The sequence below is a fragment of the Pseudoalteromonas undina genome (genome assembly GCF_000238275.3).
GTDB classification, from domain to species: Bacteria; Pseudomonadota; Gammaproteobacteria; order Enterobacterales; family Alteromonadaceae; genus Pseudoalteromonas; species Pseudoalteromonas undina.
In genome coordinates this window covers 2171036-2188826 of sequence record NZ_AHCF03000003.1, presented here as the reverse complement: position 1 = coordinate 2188826, position 17791 = coordinate 2171036, and the positions used below count along the sequence as shown (strand labels likewise).

Annotated in this window: 11 protein-coding genes and 3 rRNA genes; 9 read left to right on the top strand and 5 right to left on the bottom strand. The window is 40.4% G+C overall.

Translation table 11 applies throughout. The features are described from left to right. The first annotated feature begins 319 nt into the window (after positions 1–319). Both PUND_RS13735 and PUND_RS13730 read left to right on the top strand, forming a co-directional pair. The gene (locus PUND_RS13735) at positions 320–1348 is read left to right on the top strand and encodes a ParA family protein (protein WP_010392912.1); all 1029 of its coding nucleotides are present in this window, start codon (positions 320–322) and stop codon (positions 1346–1348) included. Then, on the top strand, positions 1345–2193 hold the full coding sequence (locus tag PUND_RS13730; protein ID WP_010392911.1) for an SIR2 family protein: 849 nt from the start codon (positions 1345–1347) through the stop codon (positions 2191–2193). The genes PUND_RS13735 and PUND_RS13730 overlap by 4 nt, the downstream gene beginning before the upstream one ends. Before the next feature lie 20 nt (positions 2194–2213). On the opposite strand, the gene PUND_RS13725 is transcribed toward PUND_RS13730, so the two are convergent. Further along, positions 2214–3089: a PDDEXK family nuclease gene (locus PUND_RS13725; protein WP_010392910.1), complete on the bottom strand. Its 876-nt coding sequence runs from the start codon at positions 3087–3089 to the stop codon at positions 2214–2216. Next, positions 3061–3336 carry a helix-turn-helix domain-containing protein gene (locus PUND_RS18470; protein ID WP_010392908.1) on the bottom strand — a complete coding sequence of 92 codons (276 nt, stop codon included), beginning with the start codon at positions 3334–3336 and terminating at the stop codon, positions 3061–3063. The genes PUND_RS13725 and PUND_RS18470 overlap by 29 nt, the downstream gene beginning before the upstream one ends. A gap of 180 nt (positions 3337–3516) precedes the next feature. Between PUND_RS18470 and PUND_RS13715 the strand changes: the two genes are divergently transcribed. Further along, positions 3517–4731, top strand: coding sequence for a DNA-methyltransferase (locus PUND_RS13715; RefSeq protein WP_010392906.1), 1215 nt, complete (start codon positions 3517–3519; stop codon positions 4729–4731). A 410-nt stretch (positions 4732–5141) separates the two neighbouring features. Here PUND_RS13715 and PUND_RS13710 read toward each other — a convergent pair whose 3' ends face one another. Both PUND_RS13710 and PUND_RS13705 read right to left on the bottom strand, forming a co-directional pair. Then, a complete protein-coding gene (locus PUND_RS13710) occupies positions 5142–6329 on the bottom strand; it encodes a tyrosine-type recombinase/integrase (RefSeq protein WP_010392904.1) in 1188 nt (395 codons plus the stop codon). A 168-nt stretch (positions 6330–6497) separates the two neighbouring features. Next, on the bottom strand, positions 6498–7358 hold the full coding sequence (locus PUND_RS13705) for a YicC/YloC family endoribonuclease (protein WP_010392903.1): 861 nt from the start codon (positions 7356–7358) through the stop codon (positions 6498–6500). Between the two features lie 180 nt (positions 7359–7538). Between PUND_RS13705 and rph the strand changes: the two genes are divergently transcribed. The 6 genes from rph to glsB all read left to right on the top strand — a co-directional run bounded on the left by rph (position 7539) and on the right by glsB (position 16301). Further along, positions 7539–8252 (top strand): ribonuclease PH, encoded by a 714-nt coding sequence (gene rph / locus PUND_RS13700; protein ID WP_008111261.1) that lies wholly within the window; start codon positions 7539–7541, stop codon positions 8250–8252. 14 nt (positions 8253–8266) lie between these two features. Continuing rightward, entirely contained in the window at positions 8267–8911 is a 645-nt protein-coding gene (gene pyrE, locus PUND_RS13695; protein WP_010392902.1) for an orotate phosphoribosyltransferase, read from the top strand. An 872-nt stretch (positions 8912–9783) separates the two neighbouring features. Next, positions 9784–11317: ribosomal RNA gene (locus PUND_RS13690) — 16S ribosomal RNA — on the top strand. Between the two features lie 286 nt (positions 11318–11603). Beyond that, positions 11604–14488, top strand: a 23S ribosomal RNA gene (locus PUND_RS13685). Positions 14489–14624: 136 nt separating this feature from the next. Further along, a 5S ribosomal RNA gene (gene rrf / locus PUND_RS13680) occupies positions 14625–14739 on the top strand. The 16S, 23S and 5S rRNA genes sit together here, the layout of an rRNA operon. Before the next feature lie 638 nt (positions 14740–15377). Continuing rightward, complete coding sequence (glsB, locus tag PUND_RS13675; protein ID WP_010390961.1) at positions 15378–16301, top strand: glutaminase B; 924 nt, start codon at positions 15378–15380, stop codon at positions 16299–16301. Positions 16302–16323: 22 nt separating this feature from the next. On the opposite strand, the gene PUND_RS13670 is transcribed toward glsB, so the two are convergent. Continuing rightward, positions 16324–17628, bottom strand: coding sequence for an inosine/guanosine kinase (locus PUND_RS13670; protein WP_010390965.1), 1305 nt, complete (start codon positions 17626–17628; stop codon positions 16324–16326). Between the last annotated feature and the right edge of the window lie 163 nt (positions 17629–17791).

Sequence of the window (17791 nt, the reverse complement as noted above, 5' to 3'; positions counted from 1 at the left end):
ATCATGGCCTTTTCTAACGTTATAGTTTGTTATTCAATATTCTAGATCTGTTTGTTTGTAAATTCACTAATCCCTTTGATGGTGGTGATTTCTTGTTTTTTTATAGTTTTTATTTTATTTTGTCACCATTTTTGTCACCATTACATCTCCCGCTTTCATCGTTACTCTATTGTTTATAACCTCAAACCAGTGACTTCCTTAGTGTTTTACATATACAATAAATCAATGACTTAAAATGACAAAAATGACAAAATTGTCTATAGGCTAGTTTTAAATTGACATTAATCTCATAAGATATGATTGACAGGGGAAGGATTAGATGAAAACGATATTGTTTTTTAACAATAAAGGAGGTGTCGGAAAAACTACTCTGGCATGTAATTTAGTCTCATACTTGAATATTTATCTAGGTAAACGAGTATTACTTGTTGATGCGGATCCCCAATGCAACTCTACCCAAATGATTTTAGGGGATGATATATGTGAAGATATTTATTTCAGAGACACCCCAAAATATGACACTCTTTATACAGCATTAAAGCCACTGGAAAATGGTGAGCCTAGGATTAATACAAACATCACTCCTATTCTTGGAACAAGTAATTATTTTCAAACAGATATAATTCCGGGCCATCCGAGTATGTCAATTATTGAAGATAGGTTAAGTGAGGCATGGGGGACATTAAGAGCGCGGCAAATGGGTGGAGTTAGGATAACTAACTGGTGTCATCATTTAACTAAAAGTTTTGAAAATAAATATGACTATATTGTTTTTGATGTGGGCCCATCATTAGGTGCCTTAAACCGTTCAATTATTTTGGAAAGCGATTATATAGTCACTCCATTTGGCTGCGATATATTTAGCTTGCTTGGTATAAAAAACATAGCTGGGTGGATTAACAACTGGAACAAGGATTATAAGAAAACAATTTATGACATCATTGAGGATGGTAAAGAAAATGATCTAGATGCATTTAATATAATTAAAGATACATCTGATAAATTTAGGTTTGCAGGATTTTCCGTTCAACAATATGTCAAAAGAAGTTTCAAAACAGGACATCGTCCCGTCAAAGCTTACGATGAAGTGATGAAGCAAATCCCAGATACATTTAATACTTCTATGAAAGACTTCCTAGTAAAAGGTAAAAATATTAATTTTGAATTAGGTCATATACCATACGTAAATAGCTTAGTACCGTTATCTCAAACAAATAAATCACCAATACATCAACTTGATAGCTCTAAGGGGATTGTTGGAGCCCAAAATAAACAAGTCAAATCATATAGTGAGCTAATGAATGATATTTGCCACAAGCTAATTGAGAATATAGGTGATGAATTATGATTGATTGGCCAGCCAGTTTAGTTCGTGAGATAGGCAGGAGAAGAGCATTTGTTTTTTTAGGTGCAGGAGTTTCTGCTTCTGCAATACATACTGATGGCGATGCTCCGCAAACTTGGCTGCAATTTATGAATATGGCAAGTCAATTAATTACTGATAATATACTTAAAGATGAAGTTGAAGAGTTAATTGGGCAAAAAAAATATCTACTAGCACTTCAAGCTATAAAAAATAGCGCAAATCCAGCAGAATATGATGCGTTGATGAACCAAAGCTTTAATAACCCTAAGTTTAAAGCTAGCAAGTTACATGAGCATATTTTAGATTTAGACTTAGAGATAGTTGTTACCACTAACTTTGATAAGATTTACGAAAGTTACTGCCATCACACCGCTAATGATGGATATAGAGTATTAACATATAAATCTGAAGATCTTGGTGACTTATTGAGATCCGATACGAGATTGATAATTAAAGCCCACGGTTGTATAAACGATTCTCGCTCTATGATTTTTACGAAAGCACAATATCATAGTGCTAAAAAGAACCACCCTCAGTTTTATGAATTACTCAAAGCTATTTTCCTTACTCATACATGTGTGTTTATTGGATGTAGCATGGATGACCCAGATATATTATTAGCATTAGAAGAAGTAAAAGTTACCTCTTCTAGTACTTTCCCTCATTATGTGATCACTAAAAAAGATGCTAACAGTGAAATAGCTAAAAATGATTGGAATGAAACTTACAATATAAAAGCTCTTGAGTATGGACCGAATCATACAGATTTATATGCTGACTTAAAAAACCTAAATGATAGGGTTGCTGAGTTCAGGGCTGTTTATTGATAAAAGTGTGTATATATTTATTATTCTGGTATTAATATTTCTTCATTATTCTGACCTTGATAGACACGATAAATACCTGTAGGGTCCATTTTATTTAAGCTTACTAAATTATAAGTGTCCCCTGAACGACTAAGGAAAGGGGCAGATTGATCGTACTTATCAGGTGAGAAGCCTATACAAATTAGTGGCAGTGAAATTTGGTTTTCATAGTCCCTATTTATAAGTTCTGGAAATGAACCATTTCTATTCGATGTAGGCCAGATTCTAGGTCTAGAAGCACTTGTAACAAATACTCCAGCATCAATAAACCCTTGCTGGTATAAGATACCCAGTTTATTAATTGCCCTAAACGAACTCGCAACATTACCAGTTTCAAACTCTACTCCAACTCGAAAATGTGAAGTCACTATTTCTTCTTGAAATAAGCAGTGAGTCGAGATGGGCAAGTTACTAATGTTAAAGCAGCCACGCTCAACATACATACCATAGAATTTTGGAAATAAAGTATGCACCATAGCATCTTTTAATTTATTTTCGGCGATATAGCTAAAGATGACTTCTAGTAGATTATTCCTATCTATAATCTTGTATCCTACATGATTATAAGAACGCTGTATAAAACCATCAAAAGATTGGCCATTTATTTTTGTTTCACCCTTACACCCATTTTTTTCTGAAAGTAAACTTTGGAACTTACTAGATATAAAAGTTGCTGAATTAGTGACACAGGGAGTCACTTTCCCGTTTGTTTGAGTTTTAAAGCAAAGCTTGTCATTTATAATGAATTCAGTATCTGTCGTTTTAATACCATTAAGTGTATCAGTCACTATTGCAACGATATCATTACTTACTTCATCAGGTATAAAGTCACCAGTTCTTTCCAATGTAACTATCATAATTTTTTACCTTATCAATAATATTTATAATCAATTCGTTAACTGACTCCTCATCACAGAACGAAAATAATTCGAATAGGCTTTGCAACGGAATAGGTTTGATGCCACGTTCAATTTTTGAAATATATGCGGAGTCCAATCGCAAACTTGCACCTAACTGTTCTTGGGTTATTCCCATTTTTTCTCTAATTGCCCTAATTTCGAAGCCAAGCTGAGATTTGAACTTATTTTCTTGTGAAGTCCTCAAAAACTTATCCAAATTAATTGTTTCTAATAGAATATTGATAGATTACTTATGGCGGGTTAATGTGGTAAGGTCCTATGGGACCTTTTTTTGGGGTTTTGTCGGTGGTCCTATAGGACTTTATTAGTGAAGGCTTGAGATCTTCATGGTAGAATCTTTAAAGGTATGATTAAGGTGTAAAACATGGGTTATTCAAACCAATTTTTTAAAGCTATAAATGTTGAGCCTAGCTCTAGTGCAGAGATAAAGTCCGCCGCAAGAGCCACTTCTATCTCTGTGGCCCAATTAAAATATTACAATGAAAAAAATATTATCCCTTCGGGTAAAGATTTGGAAAGTATTGGAGAAAATCTAGGAATTACTGAGTTGGAATTAATGATTAATATGGGGAGAATTAATCATGCGGTTCTGGATGCGATGCAAAGTAATTCAAATAAAATAATTGAAATACTTCAAAATGATTATAATGAAGTTAAAAATAATTTGGCTATAGGTACTTCAAAATTAGTCTTTGAAACCCGTTTAGGTAAATTATTTGAAGGCGACTGTCTAAAGGTTATGAGTCAAATAGAAAGTGACTCTGTTGATTTAGTTTTTGCTGATCCTCCGTTTAATTTAAGCAAACTTTATCCATCAAAAATGGATGATAATATTAAAGTTGAGAATTATTTATCTTGGTCAGAAAAATGGATCGCTGAATGTATTCGAATATTAAAACCCGGGGGGGCATTTTTCACTTGGAATCTGCCATTGTGGAATAGTAAACTTACTGGTTATTTACATACTAGGTTAAGCTTTCGTCATTGGATTGCTACAGACATTAAATATAGCCTTCCAATAAAAAACAAACTTTACCCCTCTCACTATTCTCTTTTATATTTCATAAAGGGTGAAAAACCTAATACATTCAACTCAGATCGTATGCCGATGCAAACATGTCCAAAATGTTATGGAGAAGTGAAAGATTACGGTGGCTATAAGCATAAGATGAATCCTAAAGGGGTTAGTCTTACAGACGTTTGGCAAGATATTTCACCTGTAAGGCATGCTAAATACAAGAAGCGTGAAGGCTCGAATGAACTGTCTATAAAATTATTAGATAGAGTGATAGAAATGTCTACAAATGAAGGTGACATAGTATTTGATCCGTTTGGTGGATCAGGAACAACTTATGCGGTTGCAGAGCTTAAAAACAGAAAATGGATAGGAGCAGAGCTGGGACCTTGTGACATAATTATCGATCGTCTTCAGCAATTAGACGAAGAGAAAGAGTATTTCGAAAGTATACGAAGTAATATCAATTGTTTGTTTCCTCAGAAGATCAAAATGGAAAGAGAGAAAAGAGGAATCTGGACATATGAATCAGAGCAAAAAAGAAAAAATGATATCTCCGATTAAAATTTTTAAATATGATTAATTCTGGTACAAATAATTCTTTTATTTAATCCGCTTTCTACGAAAGCAAAATCTATCTCTGTGTTGGTATGGATGAATAGATAGAATACTTGTCTGTAGCATCAGTAATTTATCAAAAGTCGAATAAAAAACTGTCTAGTGAAAGTTGGGAAGTCCAAACAGTACGGGATCGACAAGCAGTTATGGATAGACTCTTACCTTATTTTTAAATTCGCGGATAAGAGATTTGTTAGGCCAAAGGTTTATACTGAGGCTGAACGAAATAAAATGAATTCAGATATAATAAAACCGATGCATTTTGAAGGTTCTCAAGTAACCCAAAAATCAACTGGATTTAAGCTTAAACGAACACAATAAGATCAACAGTTAAGAGCATATGCTTCTAATTTAAATTAAAAGCATGAAGATAGGTATTGAACTAGTTTTTCATGAGCTTCTTTTCGCTCTTCAAAATAATCGTATTGTTCGTAAACAGCCATAATTTTTGGAAGCTTATGATTTAAACACCGCTCTGCAACATGTGGCGCGGTGCCTACAGTTGCAAGCAGCGTACGGCAAGTTCTACGCAGATCATGAATTGTAAAATGAGGAATTTTTAGTATATCTTTTTTGAATAAACTTGATAATGCAGCATTCCATGTATCCATAGAAATATGCGGGAATCGAATGCTTTTTCTTCTATTTGGAAATACGTAATCAGAGCCAACACAAAGAACTTTCAACTCTTCTAAAACTATTACAAGTTTAATAGGTAAGGGGTAAGTTATTGATACTCCGGTTTTGCTTCTCTCTTTGGGCATATTCCAAACGTGCTTCTTCAAATCAAACTCTGACCATTTTGCAGCTAATAACTCTCCCTTTCGGCAACCAAGGCAAATAAGTAGTATAAATGCTAGATAATTCTGTCTAACGAAACAGTCCTGATTATCTCTCATTATTTTAAAAGTAAGCTCGATTTCTGTAAGTGAAAGTGCTCGATCTCTTGAGTGCTCTTTACCACCTGCATCTTTCGTATCGAAGGGGAGGGCTGGATTTGAAGAAATTAAATCAAGTTTAATAGCCTCATTAAATAACTGTTTACAGTAAACCAACGCATCATTTGAAATTGTAGGGCGTCCGCTCTCTTTAATAGTCCGAATAATTTTTTTTATATCTAAAGGAGTAACCTCTACTATCGGTAGTTCAGCAATGTGGGGCGCTATGTCTTTTCGATAAACTCGATCAGGTATGTTTGGATATTTAAGTCTTTCTCTACAGTCCTTAAGCCAACTTTCTGCAAGTTGATCAACTGTTTTTAGATCTGAAAGTAAGTCTCTACTCTTTTGTATTTTAGGATCTATTCCATCACGTACCAAGGCTTTGTAGCTAGCTGCCACCGCTTTCGCTTTTACTAGCGGCAAGCCTAACGGTTCATCACCAAATTTAGCAATGGTCAGCTCTTTTCTTTTTGTATTAATTTTGTACCGAAATGTCCAGCTCGCTGTTTTGCTGCTAGAAATTCTTAAGTAAAGGTTGTCGTCGACTTGATATCTGCCTACTTGTCCTTTGCGAATTAAAGATTTTATTTCTTGTACATTCATTGTGGTGACAAAAATAATAAAACAATGATTGCAATCTACATTATGTCACCAACTTTGTCACCATTTTGATGAAACGAAGCGAAACTAATTTTAAGTTTTAAAAACAAAAAAGCCCTTTTAAACAAGGGCTTTTAAACATTTCGAATCAACGGGAAACACCTGAAAACCTTATTCGATGTTTTGAATCTGCTCACGCATTTGCTCTATCAATACTTTTAGCTCAACTGCAGCATTGGTGATGTCGCTGTTGATTGATTTAGAAGCTAGGGTATTTGCTTCACGGTTAAACTCTTGCATCATAAAATCTAAACGACGACCACAAGCACCACCTTTACTCAAAATTTTACGTGTTTCTTTAACGTGCGATTTTAAACGATCAAGTTCTTCTGCTACATCTTGCTTTTGTGCAAGATAAATCAGTTCTTGTTCAAGACGTGACTCATCAATATTTGTTGTTAAATCTTCAAGTTTTTGTACTAACTTTTCACGTTGCCATTTAGTAATTTCTGGCATGTGGGCTTCAACAATATCAACTTGCTCTAAAATGGCGGTTAATCGTGTAGTTATCATTTCTTCAAGGTTTGCACCTTCATCACCACGTGCCGATTTAAAGTCTTCAATTACTTGGTCAAGCCCAGTAATGAGCGCTGTATTTACACTATCCATATCAATTTCTTGCGCTTCCATCACGCCAGGCCAACGCAAAATGTCAACAGGATTAATATCACCATTGCTTTGTTGTTGTACCCACTTAGCACTATTAATTAGCTGCTCAGCAAGAGATTGATTAATTGATAATTCACCAACATGTGCAGGGTTTGCTACAAATTTTAAGAAAACTTCGACCTTACCACGCTGTAAGTGCTTACGCAGACGCTCGCGTATAACGGGCTCCATGCCACGAAATTGCTCTGGTGCACGAATAAAGGTTTCAAGATAACGTTGGTTCACTGAGCGAACTTCCCACGTGCCAGTGCCCCATTCGTCTTTTATTTCGCGACGCGCATAAGCTGTCATACTGTGGATCATGGATGTTTTCCTACATTTTTAAATACAATATTACGATTATTATACCGTAACACTGCTCAAGCTCTAAAGAAAATTTAACACTGCTGAGTGTTTTTTAAACACACTTTAATATAAATCAACATGGCATCTGTATTCACATCAACATATAATGTGGCAAATTCAGAATTAAGGGGATCGTCAATGCGTCCAAGCGAAAGAACACCTAATCAAATTAGACCGGTTACGTTTACACGTAACTACACTCTGCATGCTGAAGGTTCAGTATTGGTAGAGTTTGGCAACACTAAGGTACTTTGTACTGCGACAGTTGAGGCTGGCGTACCACGCTTTATGAAAGGCCAAGGTAAAGGTTGGGTAAACGCAGAATATGGCATGTTACCGCGCGCAACACACACACGTAATAGTCGTGAAGCAACGCGAGGTAAGCAGGGCGGTCGTACAATGGAAATTCAACGTCTGATTGCTCGCTCTTTACGTGCAGCAATCGATCTAAAAGCACTCGGTGAAAACACAATTACTATTGATTGTGATGTAATTCAAGCTGATGGTGGTACACGTACAGCGTCTATAAGCGGTGCATGCGTTGCGCTAGTTGATGCACTAACGTATATGCGTGCAAAAGGGATGATTAACTCAAACCCACTTAAACATATGATCGCTGCTATTTCTGTTGGTATATATAAAGGCCAAGCGATTAGCGATTTAGAATACCTAGAAGATTCTGACGCTGAAACTGACATGAATGTAATTTTAACTGAAACCGGTAAAATTATTGAGGTACAAGGAACCGCTGAGGGTGAACCTTTCTCGTTTGACGAACTTGATGAGCTACTTACACTCGCTAAGCATTCAATTCGTGAAATTATTGATGTACAAAAGCAAGCACTAGCATAAATAGGTAACTGGCAATGAAAGAATATCAAAAAGAGTTTATTGAGTTTGCTTTAGAAAAGCAGGTATTAAAGTTTGGCGAGTTTACTTTAAAGTCTGGTCGTACTAGCCCTTACTTCTTTAATGCGGGTTTGTTTAATACAGGTCGTGACTTAGCGCGCTTAGGTCGCTTTTATGCAGCGGCACTTGAAGATGCAGCAATTGAATATGATGTACTATTTGGTCCTGCTTATAAAGGTATTCCAATTGCAACAACAACCGCAGTTGCGTTAGCTGATCATTATAATAAAGATGTACCTTATTGTTTTAACCGTAAAGAGAAAAAAGCACACGGTGAAGGTGGTAGCTTAGTTGGATCTGAGCTTAAAGGTAAGATCATGTTAGTTGATGATGTGATCGCCGCCGGTACAGCTATTCGCGAGTCAATGGAAATTATTGCGGATAATGGCGCAGATTTAAGTGGTGTTTTAATTGCACTTGATCGTCAAGAAAAAGGTAAAGCAGAGCTTTCTGCTATACAAGAAGTAGAACGTGACTTTAATACTCAAGTTACTTCAATCGTTAAATTGGCTGATTTAATTAGTTACCTAGAGCTCCAAGGAACTATGGATGAGCATTTAGCCGCGGTAAAAGCTTACCGGGATCAATACGGTGTAGCATAAATAGTAGCCTCGCAAATGCGGGGCTTTATTTTGCCTAAAATAGAGCAACAGTAACTCCTACTTATATTAAGGCTTTGCTAATACACATAAACAAAAGCCACCTTCAGGTAGGCACTATTAATAGCCGTGATTTTATTAATACTGTGGTATCACTCTTACCTACTTCAATTCACCGTAGTAACATTAACAGTATGCTAGCTGCAGCGTCTTATTTTCCAGACTTTGTTATATATGGGATCTATTCGGGTAGATTATTGCTAGTGATCATTATGATCATCTTAGTTGCGAGTGTTTTAATAAAGCTTATTCAAGTTGATACAATGATTAAAGGCTTAAGTTTCGCGTTTATTGTTAATAAATTGATAGTTATGTTGTGTTTTTAGCACCTATCGTTCAAATCTCCAGCGAACAGTCATTTATTTCAAGTTTTCTGCAAAAAAGGGTTGATCTGTTTTCGGATCTCCCTATAATGCGACCCCACTGAGACGGGGAACGCCAACGCATAGCGAGGCAGGAGCTACTCAGTGAGTCGAGTAAAACTTAGTTCTGAAAACTTTAAAGTTTAACAAAATTAAGTGTTGACAAAAAAATAGGAAAGCGTAATATGCGCAGCCCTAGCGAGATAAAGTTTAACGCTTTAATCGCAACGTTCTTTAACAATATAAAGCAATCATCTGTGTGGGCACTCGTACAGATTGAGTTCTAACAGCCAAGCTACTTAGGTAGTGAGGCAAAAAAATTTAGAGTCTCAATTGAAACTGAGTGACCAACAGAATAATTACTAAGGTAGTTATTCAGCACAGTCAATTCAATATCGAAAGATATTAAATAAATTCAGAATTCATTGAGCTGTCGAAAGACATAAAACTTTTTAATTGAAGAGTTTGATCATGGCTCAGATTGAACGCTGGCGGCAGGCCTAACACATGCAAGTCGAGCGGTAACATTTCTAGCTTGCTAGAAGATGACGAGCGGCGGACGGGTGAGTAATGCTTGGGAACATGCCTTGAGGTGGGGGACAACAGTTGGAAACGACTGCTAATACCGCATAATGTCTACGGACCAAAGGGGGCTTCGGCTCTCGCCTTTAGATTGGCCCAAGTGGGATTAGCTAGTTGGTGAGGTAATGGCTCACCAAGGCGACGATCCCTAGCTGGTTTGAGAGGATGATCAGCCACACTGGGACTGAGACACGGCCCAGACTCCTACGGGAGGCAGCAGTGGGGAATATTGCACAATGGGCGCAAGCCTGATGCAGCCATGCCGCGTGTGTGAAGAAGGCCTTCGGGTTGTAAAGCACTTTCAGTCAGGAGGAAAGGTTAGTAGTTAATACCTGCTAGCTGTGACGTTACTGACAGAAGAAGCACCGGCTAACTCCGTGCCAGCAGCCGCGGTAATACGGAGGGTGCGAGCGTTAATCGGAATTACTGGGCGTAAAGCGTACGCAGGCGGTTTGTTAAGCGAGATGTGAAAGCCCCGGGCTCAACCTGGGAACTGCATTTCGAACTGGCAAACTAGAGTGTGATAGAGGGTGGTAGAATTTCAGGTGTAGCGGTGAAATGCGTAGAGATCTGAAGGAATACCGATGGCGAAGGCAGCCACCTGGGTCAACACTGACGCTCATGTACGAAAGCGTGGGGAGCAAACAGGATTAGATACCCTGGTAGTCCACGCCGTAAACGATGTCTACTAGAAGCTCGGAACCTCGGTTCTGTTTTTCAAAGCTAACGCATTAAGTAGACCGCCTGGGGAGTACGGCCGCAAGGTTAAAACTCAAATGAATTGACGGGGGCCCGCACAAGCGGTGGAGCATGTGGTTTAATTCGATGCAACGCGAAGAACCTTACCTACACTTGACATACAGAGAACTTACCAGAGATGGTTTGGTGCCTTCGGGAACTCTGATACAGGTGCTGCATGGCTGTCGTCAGCTCGTGTTGTGAGATGTTGGGTTAAGTCCCGCAACGAGCGCAACCCCTATCCTTAGTTGCTAGCAGGTAATGCTGAGAACTCTAAGGAGACTGCCGGTGATAAACCGGAGGAAGGTGGGGACGACGTCAAGTCATCATGGCCCTTACGTGTAGGGCTACACACGTGCTACAATGGCGCATACAGAGTGCTGCGAACCTGCGAAGGTAAGCGAATCACTTAAAGTGCGTCGTAGTCCGGATTGGAGTCTGCAACTCGACTCCATGAAGTCGGAATCGCTAGTAATCGCGTATCAGAATGACGCGGTGAATACGTTCCCGGGCCTTGTACACACCGCCCGTCACACCATGGGAGTGGGTTGCTCCAGAAGTAGATAGTCTAACCCTCGGGAGGACGTTTACCACGGAGTGATTCATGACTGGGGTGAAGTCGTAACAAGGTAGCCCTAGGGGAACCTGGGGCTGGATCACCTCCTTATACGATTTAGAACTTATTTGTTCGTAGTGTCCACACAGATGATTGTTAGTTAGTTTTACCCTTTGGGTTAACTAATTAATATGCTCTTTAAAAATTTGGAAAAGCTGATAATAAAATTCGTATGAATACATTGTATTTGTACAGAGTTTTCAAAAGTAAAAAAGAATGATAGCAGTATCATTCAGTGCCATTTAATCTTCGGATTAATTGGTATCTACTTTAGTATTCAATATTAACTTCTGGCGAAGTTAAACTGTCACGAAACAAAGACCCGTTTGGGTTGTATGGTTAAGTGACTAAGCGTACACGGTGGATGCCTTGGCAGTTGGAGGCGATGAAGGACGTATTAACTTGCGATAAGCCTAGTCAAGCTAGTAAAAAGCACTTGAGACTAGGATTTCCGAATGGGGAAACCCACCTGCTTGCAGGTATCGTTAACTGAATACATAGGTTAACGAGGCGAACGCGGAGAACTGAAACATCTAAGTACCCGTAGGAAAAGAAATCAACCGAGATTCCGATAGTAGCGGCGAGCGAAATCGGAACAGCCCTTAAGCTTATTATGTGTTAATGGAAGGCTCTGGAAAGTGCCACGATACAGGGTGATAGTCCCGTACATGAAAATGCATTTTAAGTGAAATCGAGTAGGTCGGAGCACGTGAAACTTTGACTGAATATAGGTGGACCATCATCTAAGGCTAAATACTCCCAACTGACCGATAGTGAACCAGTACCGTGAGGGAAAGGCGAAAAGAACCCCTGTGAGGGGAGTGAAATAGAACCTGAAACCGTGTACGTACAAGCAGTAGGAGCCCCTCGAGGGTGACTGCGTACCTTTTGTATAATGGGTCAGCGACTTATATTTTGTAGCGAGGTTAACCGATTAGGGTAGCCGTAGGGAAACCGAGTCTTAACTGGGCGAATAGTTGCAAGGTATAGACCCGAAACCCGGTGATCTAGCCATGGGCAGGTTGAAGGTTGAGTAACATCAACTGGAGGACCGAACCCACTAACGTTGAAAAGTTAGGGGATGACCTGTGGTTAGGAGTGAAAGGCTAATCAAACCGGGAGATAGCTGGTTCTCCCCGAAATCTATTTAGGTAGAGCCTCGGACGAATACTTACGGGGGTAGAGCACTGTTAAGGCTAGGGGGTCATCCCGACTTACCAACCCTTTGCAAACTCCGAATACCGTAAAGTAATATCCGGGAGACACACGGCGGGTGCTAACGTCCGTCGTGAAGAGGGAAACAACCCAGACCGCCAGCTAAGGTCCCAAAGTCATAGTTAAGTGGGAAACGATGTGGAAAGGCCCAGACAGCCAGGAGGTTGGCTTAGAAGCAGCCATCCTTTAAAGAAAGCGTAATAGCTCACTGGTCGAGTCGGTCTGCGCGGAAGATGTAACGGGGCTAAACTATGCACCGAAGCTGCGGATTCAGAATTTATTCTGAGTGGTAGGGGAGCGTTCTGTAAGCGGTTGAAGGTGTACCGGGAGGTATGCTGGACGTATCAGAAGTGCGAATGCTGACATGAGTAACGATAATGCGGGTGAAAAACCCGCACGCCGGAAGACCAAGGGTTCCTATCCCATGTTAATCAGGGTAGGGTAAGTCGACCCCTAAGGCGAGGCCGAAAGGCGTAGTCGATGGGAAACGGATTAATATTTCCGTACTTGGTATAATTGCGATGGGGGGACGGAGCAGGCTAAGCAAGCATGGCGATGGTAGTCCATGTGAAAGTGTGTAGGCTAGCGACTTAGGTAAATCCGGGTTGCTGTTAGGCTGAGACACGAGACGAGTCACTACGGTGATGAAGTTGCTGATGCCATACTTCCAGGAAAAGCCTCTAAGCTTCAGATTATACCGAATCGTACCCCAAACCGACACAGGTGGTCAGGTAGAGAATACTAAGGCGCTTGAGAGAACTCGGGTGAAGGAACTAGGCAAAATCGTACCGTAACTTCGGGAGAAGGTACGCTCCGATTGGTGATGAGACTTGCTCTCTAAGCTGATTGGAGCCGCAGTGACCAGGTGGCTGGGACTGTTTATTAAAAACACAGCACTGTGCAAAATCGCAAGATGACGTATACGGTGTGACACCTGCCCGGTGCCGGAAGGTTAATTGATGGGGTTATCTTCGGAGAAGCTCTTGATCGAAGCCCCGGTAAACGGCGGCCGTAACTATAACGGTCCTAAGGTAGCGAAATTCCTTGTCGGGTAAGTTCCGACCTGCACGAATGGTGTAACCATGGCCACGCTGTCTCCACCCGAGACTCAGTGAAATTGAAATCGCAGTGAAGATGCTGTGTACCCGCGGCTAGACGGAAAGACCCCGTGAACCTTTACTACAGCTTGGCACTGAACATTGAACCTACATGTGTAGGATAGGTGGGAGACTTTGAAGATGAGACGCTAGTTTTGTTGGAGTCGTCCTTGAAATACCACCCTTGTAGTTTTGATGTTCTAACGTTGGCCCCTGAATCGGGGTTACGGACAGTGCCTGGTGGGTAGTTTGACTGGGGCGGTCTCCTCCCAAAGAGTAACGGAGGAGCACGAAGGTTGGCTAAGTACGGTCGGACATCGTACGGTTAGTGTAATGGTAGAAGCCAGCTTAACTGCGAGACAGACACGTCGAGCAGGTACGAAAGTAGGTCATAGTGATCCGGTGGTTCTGAATGGAAGGGCCATCGCTCAACGGATAAAAGGTACTCCGGGGATAACAGGCTGATACCGCCCAAGAGTTCATATCGACGGCGGTGTTTGGCACCTCGATGTCGGCTCATCACATCCTGGGGCTGAAGTCGGTCCCAAGGGTATGGCTGTTCGCCATTTAAAGTGGTACGCGAGCTGGGTTTAGAACGTCGTGAGACAGTTCGGTCCCTATCTGCCGTGGGCGTTTGAGAATTGAGAGGGGTTGCTCCTAGTACGAGAGGACCGGAGTGAACGAACCGCTGGTGTTCGGGTTGTCATGCCAATGGCATTGCCCGGTAGCTACGTTCGGAACTGATAAGCGCTGAAAGCATCTAAGCGCGAAGCAGGCCTCGAGATGAGTTCTCACTAGACTTTTAAAGTCTCTGAAGGGCCGTTGAAGACTACAACGTTGATAGGCAAGATGTGGAAGTGGTGTGAGCCATTAAGCTAACTTGTACTAATTACCCGTGAGGCTTAACCATACAACGCCAAACGCGTTTTATGTGATAGTGAAACAAGCGAAGAAGTTAATAGACTAAAGTAGATACTAGAAGACTTTATTATCAGAATTCCAAATTTTAGTTAGTACGTAGCGATACGGACTGACAACCAAATTTGCTTGGTGACAATAGCGTTTTGGACCCACCTGACCCCATGCCGAACTCAGTAGTGAAACGAAACAGCGCCGATGATAGTGTAGCATTTGTTATGTGAAAGTAGGACATTACCAGGATCCAATTAAAGAAACCCGTTACAGCAATGTAACGGGTTTTTTGCTACCTGGGGTTTAGTAAATAGCCAAGAACCCATGCCAAACTCAGTAGTCAAACAAAACAGCTCGGAGGCGAGCCCCGCACAAGGCCGCCCCGACACAATGATAGTGTGGCATTTGTTATGTGACTTTCTACCGCTGTGGGCACCATGACATTACGAGGATCTAATTAAAGAAACCCGTTACAGCAATGTAACGGGTTTTTTGCTATCTAGGTTTTAGTAAATATCTAAGAGCCCATGCCAAACTCAGTAGTCAAACAAAACAGCTCGAAGGCGAGCCCCGCGGAAGGCCGCCCCGACACAATGATAGTATCGCATTTTCTATGTGACTTTTTACCGCTGTGGGCACTACGACATTCTACTGCGCTGTCGCTACGAAGTAGCCCACCGACTCTAATTGAAGGCATCAGATTAAAGTAAAAAAAGTAGGAACTTAAAGCCCTTACTATGGTTTACTTATGCTGTAATAGTTTCTAAGTTTGTAGTGAAATATTTTCATTGATATCAGCGAATCCCCTATTTGCTCAACATTACCATGCGGTTATGGATCTGACGTGTTAAAATTTGATTTTAGATTTCGTATTATTGAGGTGTCGATTGCCAACGAGTGATTACCAACGAGTGTTAAATGAGATAACTCAAGAGGTTAAGCCTTTACTAACGCAGGGTAAAGTTGCCGATTATATACCGGCATTGGCAGAGGTTTCTCCTGAGCAGTTCTCTATTGCTATTTATACTACGGACGGAGAAATTTTCTGCGCCGGTGATTGTGAGCAACGTTTCACAATTCAATCTGTATCTAAAGTAATGACTCTGACATTAGCGTTGCAACGCTATGGCGATGAATTATGGAATAGAGTTGGCAAAGAGCCTTCTGGTACGGCGTTTAACTCTCTGACACAGCTTGAGTTTGAAAAAGGGATTCCACGTAACCCATTTATTAATGCGGGAGCGATTGTTACCTGTGATGCTTTGTATAGTCGTTTATCTGCACCTATGCACTCTATGCTTGAAACATTTCGCGATTTATCAGGTAATCGCAGTATTGTAATTGACAAGCAAGTGGCTAACTCAGAATATGAGTTTAGGCATAGAAATGCGGCAATGGCACATTTAATGAAATCATTCGGTAACTTTGAGAATGAAGTAGATGATGTCCTTTGGTCGTATTTTAATTTTTGTGCCATAGAACTTAATTGTATTGAACTTGCCAAGGCGTACAATTTTTTAGCCAATAAAGGGATAGATTACAGCTCGAATAAACGAGTACTTTCTAGTCGTCAAAACAAGCAACTAAATTCGTTGTTGTTTACCAGTGGCTTATATGACGCAGCAGGTGACTTTGGTTATCGTGTTGGCATGCCAGGTAAATCGGGTGTTTCTGGAACAATATTAGCGGTGTTGCCGAATAGATTTACAGTGGCAGTCTATTCACCGGGATTAAACTCTTTTGGTAACTCAGTGGCGGGAATAGCAGCATTAGAGCTGCTATCTAAAAAGCTTGATATATCTATATTTTAGCTTTGTTTAGCGTAATGGGATCTTATTGATCCCAATACACTTGTTCTAAACAATCTTCGCGCTCAGGCAAACCACGAGATAAGCGAGGAGAGTGCTGTACAAGTACTTCAAAGCTTGCACGGTTAGCATATTTGCTAATTTGTGCGAGCGAAGAGTAGGTAATGGCTTGTTGCTGATGCTTTGCTGAATTAGCAACATTCAACTTATGATAAACATTCGCTGATAAATCATGTAAAACCGCGGCTAAAGCACAGTCACCGGCACCATTGGTATTTTTAATCGAGTCAGGCCCACCCATAAACGGCGCAGTATGGCTATATGCCTTTATAGGATTTTCACAGTCAACTTTACGCATTGCACGTGAAAATTCATAACGATTAAAATCTGGTATAGCACCCGGTAATAATGGGTACTCTGTTTCACGTTTGCAGCTGTCATCAACAAAGCCAGCCATAAATAAGTCTTTTTCACCGGCTGTACAAATAACTAAGTCAACCCAGTCTAATGCTTTGTCAGCAGCAAGAAGTGGATCTTCATATCCAGTAATTGCTTGGCCTTCTTCTTCGTTCATAGCAAGTATATCAACATGCTTTTCTACAAAGTTAGCCCACCATGTCGGGTCCTGCTCGATAAGAAACTTAGTTCCTAGAGTTAATACCACCGGTACATTTGCATCGTTAGCGTACTTGATTGCTTGCATGGTCGCTTCGGTCATGGTTTCATCACCTTGAGTACGCATTAAATAAGCACTAATGACTAATGCTGATGAGCCTTCTATTAGCTCTTTATCAATTGACTCTGGCTTTAGGTAATTCATCAGGCCAGCACTAATAGCAAACGTGCGCTCACCTGTTTCATCAATCAAGGTAAAGCAACGGCCAATAGGACCATCGACTGGTTGTAAGTAGTCTAAATCTACACGACTTGAGTTATTACATAAAAATCGATAAGCATAACTGCCTATTTTTATATTTTCGCTCATTACGCCTAATAGTACCGAACGATCATCAGCAAGTACGGAATAGTTGTGCATCGTGTTGCCAACGGTTCCTCCTGCGAATTCGTAATCGACCATATCGTTTAGTTTTAAGCGATCGTATAAAGCATTAGTGATGTCATTATCTATAACTTGCGACATCCCTCGGCGCAATTGAAATTCATCGAGAAAAGCTTGGTCAACCTTAGCTTCTATATCAACAACGATTTGATCGATCCCCGTAATATAGCTGCGGTGTAATCGTTCTGTGGCGTTAAGTTGATTGGTCAGTGGATCTTTGGCTTCCACTGGAAAATAATGTTTATGCCTGCGGCGTCCAGGAAATTTCATTTGCTACCCGTGTTGTGAGCTAAATAAAAAAAGCGAGAGATTATAGCGTAAATCCCGCCTTATGGGCCATGGTAAACCACTTAAATTTGTTTTATTTTTGCAATAAAGTGATCAATTACGCATTTTTTTACGCTAAGTTGGTATAATTACGGCATAAAAAATA

Excerpts from the sequence above, each read along its gene's own strand:
- PUND_RS13735 (WP_010392912.1), top strand. The coding sequence starts at position 320 with ATGAAAACGATATTGTTTTTTAACAATAAAGGAGGTGTCGGAAAAACT.
- PUND_RS13730 (WP_010392911.1), top strand. The coding sequence starts at position 1,345 with ATGATTGATTGGCCAGCCAGTTTAGTTCGTGAGATAGGCAGGAGAAGA.
- PUND_RS13725 (WP_010392910.1), bottom strand. The coding sequence starts at position 3,089 with ATGATAGTTACATTGGAAAGAACTGGTGACTTTATACCTGATGAAGTA.
- PUND_RS13715 (WP_010392906.1), top strand. The coding sequence starts at position 3,517 with ATGGGTTATTCAAACCAATTTTTTAAAGCTATAAATGTTGAGCCTAGC.
- PUND_RS13710 (WP_010392904.1), bottom strand. The coding sequence starts at position 6,329 with ATGAATGTACAAGAAATAAAATCTTTAATTCGCAAAGGACAAGTAGGC.
- PUND_RS13705 (WP_010392903.1), bottom strand. The coding sequence starts at position 7,358 with ATGATCCACAGTATGACAGCTTATGCGCGTCGCGAAATAAAAGACGAA.
- rph (WP_008111261.1), top strand. The coding sequence starts at position 7,539 with ATGCGTCCAAGCGAAAGAACACCTAATCAAATTAGACCGGTTACGTTT.
- pyrE (WP_010392902.1), top strand. The coding sequence starts at position 8,267 with ATGAAAGAATATCAAAAAGAGTTTATTGAGTTTGCTTTAGAAAAGCAG.
- PUND_RS13670 (WP_010390965.1), bottom strand. The coding sequence starts at position 17,628 with ATGAAATTTCCTGGACGCCGCAGGCATAAACATTATTTTCCAGTGGAA.